Origin of the sequence: Lutibacter sp. TH_r2, assembly GCF_033101135.1 — a bacterium.
GTDB lineage: Bacteria > Bacteroidota > Bacteroidia > Flavobacteriales > Flavobacteriaceae > Lutibacter.
Genome location: NZ_JAWMPV010000001.1, coordinates 501,196 through 519,558 on the forward strand (window position 1 = coordinate 501,196; position 18,363 = coordinate 519,558).

Here is an 18,363-nt window from a genome sequence, read left to right on the forward strand (position 1 = left end):
GAATGAATTATATAATTATGAAGATTAAAAAATTTAGTTTTTTAATATGTTTTCTAATTCTTGGTTTTAGCACATTTGCACAACCAAGTACAATTAGTAACCATAATAATAACAGTCAGCTTATAACTAGTTTAGATAGTTATCGATGGAAAATGAAGATGATGCTTCCTGGAGAAGGAATAAAACATGGGCTACATAAATTACCTCCTGGTGATATTGAAACACTAGTTTGGAATCCAGCAAAGGTTCCTGGTGATGTATATACTGATCTTTGGAAAGCGGGTGTTATTGAAGATCCTTATTTCGGAAGAAATAGTGTAAAAGCACAATGGGTAATGCAATACGAATGGTGGTATTCTACACAGTTTAAAGTGAATCAAGACTTGAGCGATAAAGTTGCAAGATTAGATTTTCAATCTGTAGACCACGCTTGTGACATTTGGTTAAACGGACATAAAATAGGAAGTCATAAAGGATCTTTTTCTTCTTTCTCATTTGATGTAACCGAAGCTATTTTATCTAATGAACACTGGTTAAAAGCAACAAACATGTTAGTAATTAGGTTAGCGCCACCTCCACAAGTAAATGCAAATGTTGCTGGTTTAAAAACACCTTGGTTTGGAGATTATTGGAGAGATTTAATTCCATTTGGTATTACTGGTTCAATTGATTTAGTATTCACAGGAAAATCTAGAATTTTAGATGTATATGCGAAGCCAAATGTTAAAAACGAAAAGAATGCTTCAGTAACTTTTGAAATTGAAGTTGAAAACACTGAAAAAATAGCAAAAGAAAAAACTATTACCATTTCATTTGAAGGACAAAATTTTGATGGTAAACAACAAACAGTAAGTTTTAAAAAGCTATTGCAACCAGGTAAGCAAATAATAAAACATGAGGTTGAAGTTAACAATCCTCAACTTTGGTGGCCATGGGATTTAGGAAAACCTAATTTATACGATGCCAAAGTTTCATTAGATGAAGCAAAAATAAATCAAGATTTTAAAGAAATTACTTTTGGTTTACGTAGAGTAGATATGGAATGGAATCCTGGTTTTACAAGAGATGAAGTTTCTTTTCCTAGAACTACTTTAATTAATGGAAAACCTATTTTTATTCGTTCTGCTTGTTGGGGTGGACCACCAGATATTTTTGTTGGAAGAACTTCAGAAGAAAAATATAGAAGGTTAATTGAGTTAGCTAAAGAAGCGAATATGAATAACATTCGTATTTTTGGATGGCATCCACCAGAAATTCCATTGTTTTACAAGTTGTGTAACGAGCAAGGAATTACTGTTTGGCAAGATATGATTCCATTAGGAACAGGAAATATTCCTAATAAACCAGAATTATTGGAGCGTATTTTCCAAGAAGGTGAAAATGTTATTAAAAACAGAAGAAATAATCCATCGTTAATTATGATGGAAGGTGGAGAAGAAATGTTGTTACGAGCAAGTGATGCAATGTACGCAAGAAACTTCCTAGAAACTTTAGGTAAAAGATACCAAGGTATGGTCGATTTACCATACGTTCCAGACTCACCATTAACTTGTCATGTTTCTATAGAAGCTGGTTACAAGAAAAAAGAAGCTGTACACGCTTTAGGATATTTTTATGGAATGGGTAAATGGCCATTAGAAGAGTGGTTTAAAACATTAGATTTTCCAATTGTTCCTGAATTAGCTATTACTTCAGTTCCAAATGTGGAGAGCTTAAAGAAATTTATTCCGAAGGATGAATTATGGCCTCCTGGACCAAGTTGGGGACATCATTGGGCAGATTTAGATCGATTAAGAATTCAAAATTTTGATGCTTTCGGTGATGAAAAAAAAGGTTCTTTGCAAGAGTTTGTTGATGCTACACAAGATGCTCAAGGAATTATTTTTCAATTATCTATAGAACATTTCCGAAGAAATAAACCAAGAACTAGTGGAATTGCATTGTGTCATTTTATTACCTATTGGCCAGATATGAAATGGGGAATGGTTGATAGTTATTTGCAACCAAAACGTTCTTTTGAGTTTGTTAAAACGGCTTATCAACCGGTATTGGTTAACTTAAACTTTGCAAAACGTAGATGGTTAAACTCTGAAATGTTTAAAGGTCAATTTTGGATTGTAAATGATTTATATAAAGAATATAAAAATTGTAAGGTTTCATATTCAATATTAGATGATGATAAAAAAGTACTACAAAAATCATCATTTGATGTAGCTAAAATTGAAGAGAATAGTTCAAAACAGTTTTTAGAAATTGAAGCAAAAGTTCTAAAAAAAGTAAAAAAGAATTTTTATGTTGAAGTTGAACTTACTAATAAGGATGGAGAAGTATTGTCTTCAAACAATTATATGTTTTTAATTGGAGATCAACGAGGCGATGCGGAAAAATTCAAAAAAATGGGTGAGGAAATTAGAAATAGAAATAGTGAGTATTCTTATGGAAACTACTTACGTTTTTTTGATCAAATAATAGGCGCTAATAAAAAGGAGTACGAAAGTAAAACAGATACAATAAAAACAAGAGGATTTTAAATTAAATAAAATGAAAAAATTATCATATTTATTTTTTGCAGTAATTGGATTTAGTCTAATTTCATGCAATTGTGAGACTAAAAAAGAGAATACAATGGAAGAAAAGATTGTAGTAACTGACAAGCAGCAAGATTATTTAGGAATAACAGATAAAGAGCATTTGAGCGCCGCTAGTAAAAGAGCTTTAAAATGGCCAACTGATTTAGGTAACGACTGGTTTTTTGAATATAAAGTTGAAGACTTAAAAGGTGATTTTGCTTATGAAGAAGGTGTAGTAAGAAGAGATCCTAGTGCCATGATAAAGCATGATGGGAAATATTATGTTTGGTATAGCAGAAGTACTGGTGAATCACAAGGGTTTGGTGGAGACACTGAAAAAGATAAAGTTTTCCCTTGGGATAGATGTGATATTTGGTATGCAACTTCTGAAGATGGAATTACCTGGAAAGAAGAAGGTGTTGCTGTAGAAAGAGGTAAAAAAGGATCATACGATGATCGTTCTGTTTTTACTGTAGAAATTATGGAACACGAAGGTATATACTATTTATGCTATCAAACAGTTGGAGGTATTTATAATGTTCGTGTTAAAAATCAAGTTGGTTTAGCTTGGGCCGATAACATTAATGGGCCTTGGACAAAAAGCGAGGAACCTATTTTGAGTCCTGCAGATAATGGAGTTTGGAAAGGTGAAGAACAAAACAGATTTATGGTTGAGAAAAAAGGAGATTTCGATAGTCATAAAGTACACGATCCTTGTATTATTCCATTTAAAGGAAAGTTCTATTTATACTATAAAGGTGAACAAATGGGTGAACAAATTACATTTGGAGGTCGCCAAATTAGACATGGTGTTGCAATTGCAGATAACCCAAAAGGACCTTATGTAAAGTCACCTTACAACCCAATTAGTAATAGCGGTCACGAAATATGTGTTTGGCCTTACAACGGTGGAATTGCTTCATTAATTACAACTGATGGACCAGAAAAAAACACCGTGCAATGGTCTCCAGATGGTATAAACTTTGAAATTATGGGAGTTGTAAAAGGAGCTCCTCACGCAATAGGTTTAAATAGAACTGCTGATAATGAGAAAAATCCTACTGAAATTTTACGTTGGGGATTAACGCACGAGTATAAAAGTTGGGATTACCAATATATCAGAGGTTTTAAAACTTGGAATTTAAAAAATCACACTGCTAAAGGTGAAGATGCAGAATAAAAAAATATTAAGATGAAAAAATTATTAAGCCTAATTGTTGTATTAAACATATTAATAGCTTGCGGTGGAAGCGGAGGAGGAGATAATCCACCTGACCCAGAAGTAGAAGTAAATGAAAAACCTACAACTCCATCAATTACATATCCAACATCAAGTGATTTATGTGAAGATAATTATGTAAATTTTAAATGGAATACGGCAAGTGATCCAAATGGAGATTCTGTTAGTTATCAACTACAAATAGCCACAAATTCAAGTTTTTCTGCTAATGTTAAAGAGTATCCCAATTTAAGTGGAACTTCTAAAAGTGTTTCATTAGATAAAGGAACGGCGTATTACTGGAGAGTAAAAGCTGTTGATAGCAAAAATTTATCAGGAGACTATACAAGTGGAGTGCAATTTTATACTGAAGGTGTAGGTGTTAGTAATTATCTACCTTTTATGCCTGAATTAGTTTCACCGGCTATGGAAGAAGCTGTAACCGATTCTAGTGTGATTTTAGAATGGACTGCAGAAGATGTAGATAATGACAGTTTAACCTTTGATGTTTATTTTGGTGAAGATTCTAATTCACTTCCTGTAGTTTCAGAAAATCAAACAGCAACAACATTTACAAAAAATGTAAGTGATTCAACTACTTACTATTGGAAAATAGCGGTAAAAGATGGTCAGAGCGGAACAACTATTGGTCAAGTTTGGAGTTTTACAACCGATTAAAAATAGAATATTTTAATAAAAAAGGCGATTTATAAATTATAAATCGCCTTTTTTATTCTTATATACTGTATTATTTAAAACTTTAAGTTTTCGTTTTTATCCCATAAACCCCAATAAGCTCCAACATCTCCTTCTGCTCCAACTTTCCATGATTCATCAAATGATGAAAAGTAAAACATTTCAATATTATCTTTAGCAGACCAAGCTTGTGCGTTAATAAAATATTTCATGTAATTTTCTTTTGAAGCAAATGAACCTTTAAATTCTCCACCTTCACTTGGCCATCCAGTTTCAGTAATAATAACTCTTTTACCATTTCCAGCTTGCGCAGCTTGATAGTACATTTGTTTCATATGCTGTAAAGAATATTCTAACGGACAACCTTCCCAATATGGATAGCAATTTGCTAGAATTATATCACAGGCTTCAGTAATTCTAGGTCTATCAGAAAACTCATAATAAGCATCTACATACCCAATAGGAATTGTTGTAGGAATGGCTTCTTTAACTTCAGCCATAAAATCTAACAATTCATCTTCTGTTAAATCTTTTCTATACATTACTTCATTTCCAACAGCTGCAATATCTACAAAGCCTTCTTTAGCTAATTTTATTAAACCAGATATTTCCTTTTTATTAATTTCAGAATCATCTCCCAACCATGCGCCAACTAATGTTTTTATTCCATATTCTTTTGCTATTCTTGGAATAAATTCATTACCATCTGTACAAGAAAAAGAACGAATCCATTTAGTGTAAGGTTTTATAATTTCTATACGTTTTCTAACCTGTTCTTCTGTAATAGTATCACCAGGTTTTTGGCCATCTTCATATAAACTAAAGCATAAACCATGCATACCATCTTCCAAAGTATTTTTACATAACTCTTCTAAACTTTCAACTGAAAGCTTTGTGAAATTAACACCAGCGTATGTTGTATGTTCAACTTCTTTTAATGAAAAATTTCGCTCTTTTCTATAAGACATTGTATGTTTTTTTATATGAAATTATAATTATTTTTTATGAAATTATTAGTACTTAAATCTTTCATTAGCATCCCATAATCCCCAAGAAGTTCCAGCCCATCCTTCAAAATGAATTTTCCAAGATTCATCAAATGAAGAAAAGTAAAACAAATCAACATGTTCCTTTTCTGCCCATAATTGTGTTTTTATGTAATACTGCATTACATTTTCTTCTGAAGGAATTGCTTTTCCAATTACTTCGCCTTTACTAGGCCAACCTGTTTCAGAAATAATTACTTTTTTACCTTGAGCAATATCTAATGTTTTACGATACATTTCTTGAAGATGGAATCCTGCTGATTGTATTGATGCACCTTCCCAGAAAGGATAACAGTTGATTAAAATCACATCACATACCGCAGTTAATTCTGGTTTGTTTAAAAATTCAAAATAAGCATCTACGTAACTAACAGGAGTATTATTTGTTTCCTTTTTAACTTGTTGAATGTATTCTATTATTTTTTCCTCATTCAATTCCTTTCTGTATAGAACTTCATTTCCAACAGCAGCAACATCAACATAATTATTTTGAATAAGTTTTATTAAAGCCTTAATTTCAATATTGTTCGCTTCAATATCATTATTAATCCAAGCACCAACCATAGTTTTAAAGCCCATTTCTTTTGCTATTTTAGGGATATTCTCATGACCATTTGTGCAAGAAAATACTCTAACCCATTTAGAATGTGGTTTCAGAACTTCTAAACGTTCTCGTATTTGTTTTTCGGTAATTATATCTCCAGGAGCTTGACCACTAGTATATGCACTAAAGCAAATACCAGGCATACCTTTATCAAAAACATTGGTAAATTCACTTTGCAAATTATTTTTGGATAAAGAAGTAAAATCTACTTTAGTTGTAAAAAACTGTGGGTATTTCTCATTTACTTCTTTTTCAGATAACCCATCAATATTAACTTCAGAAAGCAAGTTTAAATTTGAAGCTCCATAAGGTTTAACTGCTTTTTTCTTTGCTAACTCTGCACTAATTTCATGAGCTCTTTCCTCTGTTAAATTATAACCTCGCATTATCCAAATAGCACCAAGAGTACCAAGTATTGGTAAACCCGAATAGAATAATCTTATTCCTGTAATTGATGCTTCAGAATTTACAGTATCTGGTACAAACCCTACTAGTGTCATAATTGCACCTGTTAATAATCCTGCAATTGCAAAACCAAATTTTACCATCCACCAATAAATAGCTCCAAAAACACCTTCTCTTCGTTTTCCTGTATTTAATTCATCAATATCTATAACATCTGAAGTCATAGACATCATTAGTGTAAATAAACTTCCAATTCCAAAAGAAAAAAATGGTAATGCAAATAAAAACATATATGGTTTTCCAGGAATAAATAAGAACCAAAGCATAATATACCCTAAAACAGAAATACCTTGTGATAACATAAAGGCTTTCTTTTTACCCAAATTTTTAGACATTTTAGCCACAATAGGTATTACCAAAAAAGTAGTTGCTAAAGCACCTACGCTACCTAATAATGTTGGCCAAAGACCTGCTGCTGCTGCATCGCCATTAAATAAATAATAAACAACAATAAAAAATGAAAAACCAGCAACTACATTATATGCATTAAAAATTAAAAATGTTGAAAAACATAATCTTCTAAATTGATCAATTTTAAAAGCTTCTACAAAATTATCTATAATCTGTTTTAAACTTCCGCCAATAGTTTTTAATGTTAGAGGCGCTAAATTTTCATCATTTTTAGTTGATTTGCTTTTTATAAACAACGCAGGCGCCATTGCTAAAACAGCAAAAATAACACCTACCCAAACTCCTAAAGTTCTTGTTGTTTCGGTTGTTTCACCGAACCAGCCGTCATCATACATAACCACCCAAAACCAAGGAGCAATTACCCATGCCCATTGTCCAATCCATTGTGCAATTGCCATGATATCTGTACGTTCATGAAAATCATCACTCATCTCATAACCCATAGCTACATAAGGAACAGAAAAAATTGTAAGCCCTAAATAAAAAACTAAAGACCATATTAAGAAATATGTGAAATTATAACTTACACCGTTTTCTATATATAATTGCCACATTAAGCCAAAAGAAACTCCCATAATTAAAGCACCTATAAGCACATATTGCCTACGTCTACCCCAAATAGATCTTGTATTATCAGAAATAAATCCCATTATAGGATCTGTAAAAGCATCAAAAATACGAGGAAGAAAAAATAAAACTCCCCACATCCAAGTTGGAAAAGCATAATCTTGAACTAACACTACCATAAAAATAGCTAAAGCAGCGGGAAACATTTGATTGGCGAGCATTCCAACTCCGAAAGCTACTTTTTGACCGAATGGAACTTTGGTTGTGGCTGTTGACATAATTTTTAGGTGTTAATTAGCAATTACTAAAGTTTGAATAGCTTTTGCACTTATGGTTAAATTAGTTGATTTATTATTTAATGTTAACTCAATGGTTTTTTCTTCATCCCCATCATTAAAGGCAATTACCGCTATAGATCCATCAGAATTTTGAGCTGCTGTAACCATTAAACTTTCATCTGAATTTTTAAAACCAATTCTAACTGCACCAGGTCTAATAAATTTACTAAAGTGAGCCATTGTGTAGTAAAGTGGTGTAAAATACACCTCATCCTTTTCTGGATCTACAATTACTGGAGCAATACACCAGTTTTCGAACCAGTTTGGACCTCCTTTTTTATCAAGTACCATATTCCAATCTACCCAACCGTCTACCCAGTTATTTAAACAACCTATAATATCTCTTGCATATCTATTAACTGGTGCATATTTTGGGTGAAATTTTTTGTCTTTATCAGGCGCCCAAGTATAACCCCAATCAGTTGCTTCTTTTTCAAAATACCATTTGTCATTTTGCCAAACTGGCACTTGAGAATCTACACATGCTTCTGTTTGAATTAATAATTTTTCTGGAGCTTTGTTATGTGCATATTGTAATTCTTCAGGATATACTTCATACGTACTAGCGTACCAATGTATTGCAGTTCCATCAAAATATTTAGATGTTTCTTCATTTTTAAATTGAGAATCTACCCATTCTTTTAAGTGTTCTCTGTTTTGATCGTATCCTAAAATTTTAAGGTCTCCTTTTCCATCTGCTTCTAATTTTGGCCCTAAATGATTGACTACAAAGTTGGTCATTTCATCAGGAGAATAATGCATACTTTCCCAGTTATTTCCATTTCCAAGAGGTTCGTTTTCAACAGTGAATCCCCAAATATCAATCCCTTCTGCCTTATAAGCATCAGCATATTTCGAGAAAAACAATGCCCAAGTATCGTAATATTCAGGTTTTAATTTTCCACCAACCCATTTGTTATTATCTTTCATCCAAGGAACAGCAGTCCAAGGTGAACCAAAAATTTTAAATCCATCTTTTGAAGCTGCCATTGCATCTTTTATAAATGGAATTAAATCGTCCTTATCTTCTTCAATAGTAAAATGTTCAAGTTCTATATCTCCTTCAACAGGTGTATAAGAGTAATTACTTAATGAAAAATCACAAGAATTCATATGAGTTCTAGTTAAAGAATAGTTAGCTCCTTCTTGACTAAAATATGCATCAATAATTTTATTACGATTTTCTTTACTTAACTTATTTAATAAATAAGCTGAAGATTCTGTAAAAGCACCTCCAAATCCAGTAATGGTTTGAAATTTTTCTTCTGGCACTAATTTTATACTAATTACATTTTCACTAGGAGTGAAATTTGTTAATTGTGTTAATTTATTTCCACTTGCTGAAGTTTCATATACTTCAACATTTAACTTTTCAACTTTATTACATGAACTTAATACCATAAGTGTAATTAAAATAAATACGATTGTTTGATTATTTCTCATATGCTTCACTTTTATAGTTTTGTTTGATTATCTCAAATGTTAATTTCTTATTTCTATCTATATCAACTATACCCCAATATTCTTCGTTTGGTGATCCATCATAAGGAACTCCACTACTGTTTGGAGCGTATCCTCCTATATCTTGGCTATCATTATTTCCAGCTTTCCACCATCCATCAGTAAATGAAAACATAGTTACACCCGAACATATTTCTGTATTATTAAAAACACTTTTTAATATTTTGGCATTTGCATCTGCCTGCGCTTTTTCATTAACCCCTTGTGCATAACCACTTTTAGTTATAGTCATATAACTGTCTCCACCTGCTTCAGATAAATACATTGGTTTTGTACTTCTATTTTCCCATTGAGAAAATAGTTCAGTTGGATCATCCCATCTGTATACATTCATTCCCCAAACATCTATATTTGGACAAGCAGCTATCACATCAACAGTTGGTAATTCTCCGTGAGCAGTTGTTACTAAATGGTTTTTATCTGTTTTATGAATTAAATCTGCCGCATTATTCATTGCTTTATACCAGTTATTTATATCTCCATCAAACCATTCTGGATGATAGTTATATTCATTACCTAACTCCCACAATAAAATTGCATTATGATTTTTGTATTTTTCTACATAGTCTATAAATGACCCAGAAAGCATATCGAAATTACCACCTTGATTGTATCCAAAACCTATAATTACTTTTAAACCTGCAGCATCTATTTCATTTAAAACAGCTTCTTCAATTATTGGTGAATAAACTCTTATAGTATTTATGCCAGCTTGCAACATTAATTCTAAATCTTGCGTTAGGTTGCTAAAATCTCTTTGATTACTGCCTTTTGGAACTGGATGATAACAGATTCCTTTTATTAAATAAGGACTGTTATTAACCATTATTTTACGCCCAGAAACATTAACTGAATTAGAATTTAATGGATTGCATGCTACCAAAACACAAATTAAAAATGCAAATACAAACTGTTTTAACATAACTACATTATTTTAGGTTTTATCTTATTTATTAACAGTAGTTGGTGGTGCTAATACATATTTTTTTAAAGCATCTATGTCTCCGCTAAATGATTTTGTTATGGTTTTACCATTTCTTTTTAAACCTTTAAAAGTTCCATTATCTACTAAATCCCAAATAGCGTATTTAGCTTGTCCTTTTAAATTGATAAGTCCAAAATGATTTTCTGACCCTTTTGGATTTTTAGCATCTTTCCATTGTTCATCAAAAGCTTCAAAATAGAATAATGAAATTTTTTGCTTGTTTGTCCATTCACGCATTAGCTTATAATACGTTCCTGCTTTAAATTCATCAGCAGCTCTTGAACCATCATCTCCATAATGTTCATTTGCATATGTTGTCCAACCAGATTCACCTATATGAATTGTTTTTGTTGAGTCGATACTTTTTACATAGTTTGAAACCTCCTTATATTGATTTTTTGCAAAATCTACTGCCCGTAACATTGCTTTTTCAATTTTCTCTTGGTCTGAAAGGTTGTTTTCATTTTCTGGAAGCACCCAAAACTGTGGATTGTAATAAGTATTATGCATTGGATAGGTGTGCATAGAAACATAATCAACAGCTTTTATTAGCAACTCTAAATCTGGTGTTTGGTAACTTGGATCTCCACCACCCCAAGAGGCAAAATCATCGGAGCTAGTTATCCATAAATCTTTAGGTAATTCACCTTTTTGTTTTAGCTCTTGTAATTGATTCACATATTTTAATATTACACTTGGCTGTACATAATAACTTGTTGCCCAACGTATCATCGCTTCATTACCTACGGCAATAACTTTTACAATATCTGGGTATTGTTGTGCTAATTTAACTGCTGTAGCTATTTCTTTTGGGTTACGTTTACTTTCTTCAAAATGATTAGGTTCTAACGCTGTAAATGCATTTTTACAATCTATCCAAGCACCTAACATTACATACATTTCAAAGTTTGAATCTTCTTGCTTTAGTTCTGAAATAGCTTTTAACAAATTAGATGCTTGTTCTAAATGAACATTGTATGTGCGTAAAATTTTAACATTCATAGCTGCTAAAATTTTCATATCATCCTTTAACTCTTGAATTGTTGGCTGTACATCTCGCGTTATAGCTCTATATCCTCCATAAGAGATTGCTAAATATTCTGGATTTCCCAAAATATCTTTAGCAGTTAACTCTTTACTTTCTTGTTTTTCTGAACAACTTAACATCATCATTAAAATAAATCCTAGTACTATTTTTAGTTTTAATTTCATTTTTTAAAATTTTCATCGTTGTATTGTAAACCAAATCCAAAAGGAAACAATGGCTCAATTGATGAATCCCAAAAATTAGGGCCATACTTTCCTTTAAAATCTTTCACAAACTTTGGCCAAGAATGCGGTAATTTTCCTTTAAAATTGTAATCTCCAAAAAGCACTTCTGCAATTCCTTCTCCTTCTGATCCTGGTAACCAAGCTGCCACAAAAGCTTTAGATTGTTTTAATTGATTTGTAACCACCAATGGTCTTCCTGAAATTAAAACAGTAATTACTTTTACACCTTTATCTGTATATGTTTTAATATATTTTTGATGTGTTTTTGATAATGTTAAGGCTAATTGTAATGGTGAATCTTTTTTAATATCTCCAAAAAACTCTGCATAAGGTGGTTCACCAACTACTATAATTGCTACATCAGCATCAAAATAATTTCCCGTTCCATCTTTATCATAAATTATAGTTCCTTGAGATAATTTTTTTATTCCATCTAAAATGGTTGTGGCTCCTTTATAACTTTCTTTTTTTCCTTGCCAACTAATAGTCCATCCACCAGATTGCAATCCTGTATTGTTAGCGTGTTCACCTACAACAACAATTTTTTTTGTTTTTTTATTAATTGGAAGAATATTCTCTTCATTTTTTAATAAAACAAGTGATTCTCTAACTGCTTGTTTTGCAATTACTCTATGTTCTTTTTTACCAATTTCTTTAATTAAAGATTTAGTAGGAAATGGATTTTCAAACAATCCTAATCGAAATTTTTGACGTAAAATTCTTTTAACTGCATCATCAATTCTTTGTTTTGAAACTTTTGAACTGTCTACCGCCTTTTTTAAATCACTTTGAAAAAAATCTAAATCACCATCAACTGCCATAATCATATCAACTCCTGCATTAATTATGGTATGTTTTCCAAAACGAGAATACCCTTTCCAATCTGAAACTACAATTCCATCGAAGTTCATTCCAACTTTTAAAGTATCTGTAATTAATGCTTTATGTGCGTGCATTGATACGTTTTCATAGGAATTAAATGAAGTCATTATAGCACCAACTCCACTTTTTACTGCTGCTCTATATGGTGGTAACAAACGTTTATTTACTTCAGCTGCATTTAAAGTTGTAATTCCACCTTCAACTCCATTATCTGTAGCTCCATCACCCACAAAGTGTTTTGCTGTAGCCATTACGCTTGTTTTGTCAGCAAGGTTTCCTTGATGACCTTTTATTGATGCTTTTGTTAATTCAACCGTTAAATCAGTACTTTCAGAAAATGCCTCATATACTCTACCCCATTTCTCATTGTATGGAATTGCCACGCAAGGTGAAAAAACCCAATTAAATCCAGTTGCTTGTGACTCAATTGCTGTTATTCTTGCAGCTTCTTCAACTAATTTTGTATTTTGAGTTGCTCCTAAACCAATATTATGAGGGAAAATAGTAGCACCTTCGAACGTATTTTGACCGTGTACAGCATCAACACCAAATAATAAAGGAATACTTAATCGGGTAGCAAGAGCTTCCTTTTGCAACTCCATAAATCTAGCTTGCCAATCTACAGCAGATTCTCCCGGATTTGGACCATCTGTATGAATTATTGAACCAATAAATTTTGATGTAACATCTCCATCTTTTATATCCCAAAAGTGTCTCACTTGCGACATTTGACCAATTTTTTCTTCAAGGGTCATTAATGCAAGTAATGAATCTACTTTTTGCTCTATGATTTCGTTATTAGTCATCTCTTTTTTTACTGTTGTTTTACAAGAATTAAAAGAGAACAAACAAACGCTAATCATCAGCAAATATTTAATAAGATGTTGATAGTTAACAATCATATTATTCTTTTATAAATACTGTAATTTGACTTATTTCACCTGTTCTTTTAAATAATTTTGAACTTGTTTTTTTATCTAAATTTAACTCGCTAAACTCTAATGCTGAATCTTTATTAAATTCAACTTTTAAACCTTGTTTAGCTGATAATTTATAAATAATTGGCACTTGACAATATGTAAAACAAAGTGAGTTTGCTTGTAATTTTAGCTCTTTATTTTCTTTATTAATTGATTGATATTTAAATGTTTTTTCGTGTTTTAAAAATTCATCTTTTTTCAACAATCTTGGATTAAAAAATAGTTTACCATTATTTACAAAAACACCTAACTCTCCAAATCTACTTAACACATCTTCTTTAACTTGCCCAGTCATTCCAGGTTGTTGTGCTCCTTTTCCTCCTGGCGTGTGAGAATAAGGATCTGTTGGAAATGCTCCGTATAATTCTGGTGATTTGTGTACTCCAATTCCTGCATTAATCTCATAATAATGATCTAATAATTTTCCAATTATTACTTCATCTTCTTTATCTTCAAAAGCTTTTAAGCAAACTTCTTGAACTGCTAATAACAATTTTGAAACCATGTGCCAATAAATTGAGCCTAAACCTTCGTACCCAAAAAATGTTCCAGATCTACCTGTAAATGCTTTATGATTAAAAACTTCTTCAAAAGTTTCTAAAAGATATTTTGAATCTTTTTCTACTAATGATTTGTATACTGTTGGTAAGTTTTCTAATGCAACTTTTAAGCTGTTAGCATTGTTAAAAATTCCGTTAAAGTGGTAGGTTCCAAATACATCTTTTTCAACAATAGCATTGATACCATCTTTCTCTAATTGTTGTATTAATTTTGAACCTTGAACTTTTTTTGTAGGTATATTATTTTTGGTTTTAAAACCTGCTAAATTTTTATTTGGATATAAAATATAACTGTATTGGTCTGGTCTAAATAGCGCACTATTTTTAAGTGCATCTAACAATTCTAACGCTTCTTTACCTTTAACATACCCAGAACTTAATACCGCAACCTGACCTTCTAACATTTCAGGTAAGTAAGAAATCGAAACCTCTTCCTCATTTTTAATAGTCATTAAGTTATAGGCGTGATATAAATTATCCGCTCTTTTGTTAGCTTTAATAGTATGGTTAATATATTTCAATGTGATTGCAACAAAACCAACTAATTCTGATTTTAAGATAGTTTTCTTTTTTGAAGAGAATCCGTTATCATAAATTAATGTTCTAAAATCGCTTCCTGCAATTCCTAAACCATCTAGAACTGTTTTTCTTTGTTTGTCTGAAATTTTTCCTGAAAGAATTTCTTTATTTTGACCTAAAGTATCAACTACTTTTTTGAAAAAATCTGCTAATTCTGCTGAAATTTCAATTTTTTCGTTCGATGTATTTTCTACTACGTTTTCAAAGAAAGTTAAAAAACGTCTCAAATAATAAAGTGTTACCATTGAAACTCCATTTCCAACTAATGCATTATTTGCATCGTTCCATTCAGGACGCTGTGTATTCATCCAAATACCACCTTCAGGAATAAAGTTTGAAACTTTTGCTAATACGGTAGCTAATATTTTTTCAACAAAATTTACTTTATAAATAAAATAATTTTCATCTCGTAATAATGCACCATCAGCACCTAATTGAGTTTTTTTCTCGTTTATACTTTCATCTAATTCTGCATCAAATTCAATAGTATCTTTTGAGTTTTTTAATATATCCTCGTATTTTTTTATTTTATAAGGAACATTGGCGTACACAAAAATTTCTTGATTAAAATAACTCGCTAATTTATTTGGATAATATTTTTCAATAAACTCTAAAAACTTTAATAAATAAATAATTTGATGATCTCCCCAATATCCAATATAAGACCAAGGGTTGTCTGGTTCTACAGTTTCCCAATCAAAACCATCTTTTGTAACACGATAAGGATTGTAACCTTCAAAAGTTGTTGCGTTTAAAAACTTATGAATCATACTTTCAATAAACTCTGGGTACGAATGTGCTAACGCTTCCCAATTTTGGAATATATCTCTCCAGTTACCTTCGTAATCTAGTATTTTTGAACCATCTATTTCACTTTTTGTGTTAATAGAAAACTTATTCCAAGGTCTACTTGGATCTCCATGTCTTCTACTAAATTTTAGTGGTAAATACTCTAAACAAAGTCTTTTAAAATTTTTATCTGTTTGATTATTTTCTAGTTCTTTTAAAAACTCTAATGAAAATACTTCAGGAAGATTTGCTAAATCATCTTCTTTCTTTTTTAATACTTTTTTATTTGCATTTGCAATGTATTTTATAAAATCAGCTTTTTCAATTTTATAATCATCATCAAAAATACCACCTCGCATAATATTGAAAAGTGTATTTGCAAAATGACGTGTATTAATTAAATCATCAGCAGTTAATTGTATTCCGTCTGAATTTCCATTTAAGGTTACTAATTTAGTAGTTCCTTCTTCAATATCTTTAACTATTAAATCAACTAAATTTTCTTCTTCTTTAATCCATTTAGTGATTTCATTTAGTTCTGAAACAGACTTTGATACATCTGCAATGGTATACCAATCTTTTTCACTTTCAGCTTTTAAACTAAATTCTGAAAGTGTAAAATATGCTCCTTTTTCAGCTTTCACATCGGTTTCTTGCTGAATTTTTTTTCCTTTTCTAAAGCTATCTATCTGTAATGATGACAATAAATATGTTGGGTTGTCCACACCTACTGACCAAACTACATTTGTTTTTAAGGCTTCACTTGGTTCGGCTTTATCTACTATAATAGCACTTAAGGCAAAAATTCCGATACCTGCTTCAGTATCTAATTCGCTTCTTTTATAAGCGTCTACCAAATTACTTGATGCATTTTGTAACGCATCTCCAACGCCATAAGGAAGTATATTTTGCAATCCGTCTAAAACTTCAATAGTTTTATTCTGTTTTGAAATGTTTGTAAGCATTGATTTTTTTACAAATCCATACTTTTCAGTTGAGTTCCAACTGTATTTAAATTTTAAACCTAAATCTTCATTTATCTCTTCAAAAATTACTTTGTTTCCATAGTTATTTTTGTATAAATTTCTTTTGATTTTATAAGCTCCTTCAAATCTATTTGAAAAAGGTTCCCATAAATATGTTTTGTTATTTAACTGAACTTTTAAAATTGTTTTACTACCTGTAATTTCAGCAAACTCTGTAATTTTATCATCGGTATAATAAGGAAATAAAGCAAACTGTGCATTTTTTCTACCTGCTGTTAATCCACCATTACTAGATAAAAACATCCAATGATTTGAGTAACTTACAATACTCATAAAAAACGGACGCATTTCGTCTACATTAGAGATTTTATAGTAACTCTCTTCTCCTATTTTAACTTGTTTCCCTTTTACTTCATTTTCTTCAAAAGAAACTTTATTTTCACCTATATACATCGAAATAATTTTTACTTTTTTTTACTAACTTTAATTAAAACCTCTATTATCTATAATTTTGAATGAGGTTGCTTTTATTAATTTACGCTCTATTTTAATTTACTTTAAATGGAATATTTGCTGTTGCTGTATTATTGTCACTATCCTTTACATACGCAAATAATCTATAAGCTCCTTTGTTATTTGGAGCTTTAAAAACCAAATTTCCTTCTATACTATTTATTATTTCAAAAGGAACTGCTTTAGGTCTTTTTTCATAATCTCCACCATCTTTTAAATCTGTACTTTCATTTAAAATTTCCCAACTATAATTTAATTCCTCATTTTCTAAATTCTTCACTTTAAAATTTACAACACATTCTTCATTTAATTTTAAAATAACATTATCGTATGCTGTTTTATTATTCAATTGAAACGATTGAATTTGAGGCGCTCTATTCTCTGGCCAAGTATTGTTATTCCATACATAATGCATTACATCAACAGATTCGGTTTCGCTTCCATCTTCTAAAAAAATACCGTACCAAGTTGGTGTACGCTCTTGTTTTTGCCCCCATAAAAAAACATACGAACCTATGCATTGATTTGGATCTGCTGCAATTCCTCCATTGTATCTTGCCAAATAGTTTGCTGCTTTTACAGTACTATTTTCTTCAATTGAAACACCCCAAGAAGTTTTTGGAACTTCCCAATGTCCAGTTGCTCCCCATTCTGTAACTATATATGCTCCTTTCCAACCAGATTCTTTTACCAATGTTGGCAACTTTAATAAATCTCCATAAATTTGAAAACACAATAAATCTAAATCAGAACTTCGCTCTTTAATAAAATCAACTTCTTTTTTTGATATACCTGCTAACATTGTAGTTGTTAAGTGGTTTGGATCTTCTTTATGAATCATTTTTGAAATATCATTTACCGCATCCCATACTTTTGGATTGGTATATCTCAAATTCAATTCATTCCCAATTCCCCACATTAACAGCGCAGGATGATTTTTTAAGGCTATAACTTCTTGCCTAATTCTTTCTAATTGTTCTTTTACAGCAACTTCATTATCATAATCGAATCCATGTCGCTCTCTGGCAACTTCAATTCCCATAGTTACCATTAAACCATTTTTTAGCGCTTCATCTAAAACCTCTTTTCCGCTTTGTTTTCCATTTTCAGTTCTCCAAGTTCTAAAAGAATTTCCTCCGTGTTTTGCCACCGATTTAATTTTCCCAAACTCTAAACCTGCACCCTTAATATAAAATGGTTTTTTATCTACTAACAATTTGAATTTTCCGCTTTCGCTTATCAATTCAACTTTTGCTGGCTTATTAGTTGTAATCATTTTACTTTTTGTTTGGGATTTTGTTGTACATCCAATAACCAATGCACTACATAACGTAATTCTAAAAATATTTTTAACTAATTTTTTACTTAATCCCATCATGA

The 18,363-nt window shown here is 31.1% G+C and carries 11 protein-coding genes; 3 read left to right on the forward strand and 8 right to left on the reverse strand.

All coding sequences use genetic code 11. The features are described 5' to 3' along the window. Positions 1-17: 17 nt before the first annotated feature. The 3 genes from R3X25_RS02000 to R3X25_RS02010 are packed head-to-tail and all read left to right on the forward strand — an operon-like array spanning position 18 to position 4,467. Positions 18-2,531, forward strand: a complete 2,514-nt coding sequence (locus R3X25_RS02000) for a beta-mannosidase (RefSeq protein ID WP_317671349.1) — start codon at positions 18-20, stop codon at positions 2,529-2,531. Positions 2,532-2,541: 10 nt separating this feature from the next. Next, a complete protein-coding gene (locus R3X25_RS02005; protein WP_411556556.1) occupies positions 2,542-3,750 on the forward strand; it encodes a glycoside hydrolase family 117 protein in 1,209 nt (402 codons plus the stop codon). 12 nt (positions 3,751-3,762) lie between these two features. Beyond that, on the forward strand, positions 3,763-4,467 hold the full coding sequence (locus R3X25_RS02010) for a hypothetical protein (RefSeq protein ID WP_317671351.1): 705 nt from the start codon (positions 3,763-3,765) through the stop codon (positions 4,465-4,467). Positions 4,468-4,541: 74 nt separating this feature from the next. Here the strand turns inward: R3X25_RS02010 and R3X25_RS02015 are convergent, their stop codons facing one another. The 8 genes from R3X25_RS02015 to R3X25_RS02050 all read right to left on the reverse strand — a co-directional run bounded on the left by R3X25_RS02015 (position 4,542) and on the right by R3X25_RS02050 (position 18,361). Continuing rightward, on the reverse strand, positions 4,542-5,453 hold the full coding sequence (locus R3X25_RS02015) for a glycosyl hydrolase family 17 protein (RefSeq protein WP_317671353.1): 912 nt from the start codon (positions 5,451-5,453) through the stop codon (positions 4,542-4,544). Positions 5,454-5,498: 45 nt separating this feature from the next. After that, positions 5,499-7,856: an MFS transporter gene (locus tag R3X25_RS02020; RefSeq protein ID WP_317671355.1), complete on the reverse strand. Its 2,358-nt coding sequence runs from the start codon at positions 7,854-7,856 to the stop codon at positions 5,499-5,501. A gap of 12 nt (positions 7,857-7,868) precedes the next feature. After that, positions 7,869-9,317: a glycoside hydrolase family 30 protein gene (locus tag R3X25_RS02025; protein ID WP_411556568.1), complete on the reverse strand. Its 1,449-nt coding sequence runs from the start codon at positions 9,315-9,317 to the stop codon at positions 7,869-7,871. Between the two features lie 31 nt (positions 9,318-9,348). Next, positions 9,349-10,359: a glycoside hydrolase family 2 TIM barrel-domain containing protein gene (locus R3X25_RS02030; protein ID WP_317671359.1), complete on the reverse strand. Its 1,011-nt coding sequence runs from the start codon at positions 10,357-10,359 to the stop codon at positions 9,349-9,351. Between the two features lie 24 nt (positions 10,360-10,383). Further along, positions 10,384-11,634 (reverse strand): glycosyl hydrolase family 17, encoded by a 1,251-nt coding sequence (locus R3X25_RS02035; RefSeq protein WP_317671361.1) that lies wholly within the window; start codon positions 11,632-11,634, stop codon positions 10,384-10,386. After that, on the reverse strand, positions 11,631-13,382 hold the full coding sequence (locus tag R3X25_RS02040; protein ID WP_317671362.1) for a glycoside hydrolase family 3 protein: 1,752 nt from the start codon (positions 13,380-13,382) through the stop codon (positions 11,631-11,633). The genes R3X25_RS02035 and R3X25_RS02040 overlap by 4 nt, the downstream gene beginning before the upstream one ends. 97 nt (positions 13,383-13,479) lie before the next feature. Further along, positions 13,480-16,923 carry a hypothetical protein gene (locus R3X25_RS02045; protein WP_317671363.1) on the reverse strand — a complete coding sequence of 1,148 codons (3,444 nt, stop codon included), beginning with the start codon at positions 16,921-16,923 and terminating at the stop codon, positions 13,480-13,482. A 94-nt stretch (positions 16,924-17,017) separates the two neighbouring features. Then, positions 17,018-18,361 carry a glycoside hydrolase family 2 TIM barrel-domain containing protein gene (locus R3X25_RS02050; protein WP_317671364.1) on the reverse strand — a complete coding sequence of 448 codons (1,344 nt, stop codon included), beginning with the start codon at positions 18,359-18,361 and terminating at the stop codon, positions 17,018-17,020. Positions 18,362-18,363 lie beyond the last annotated feature (2 nt).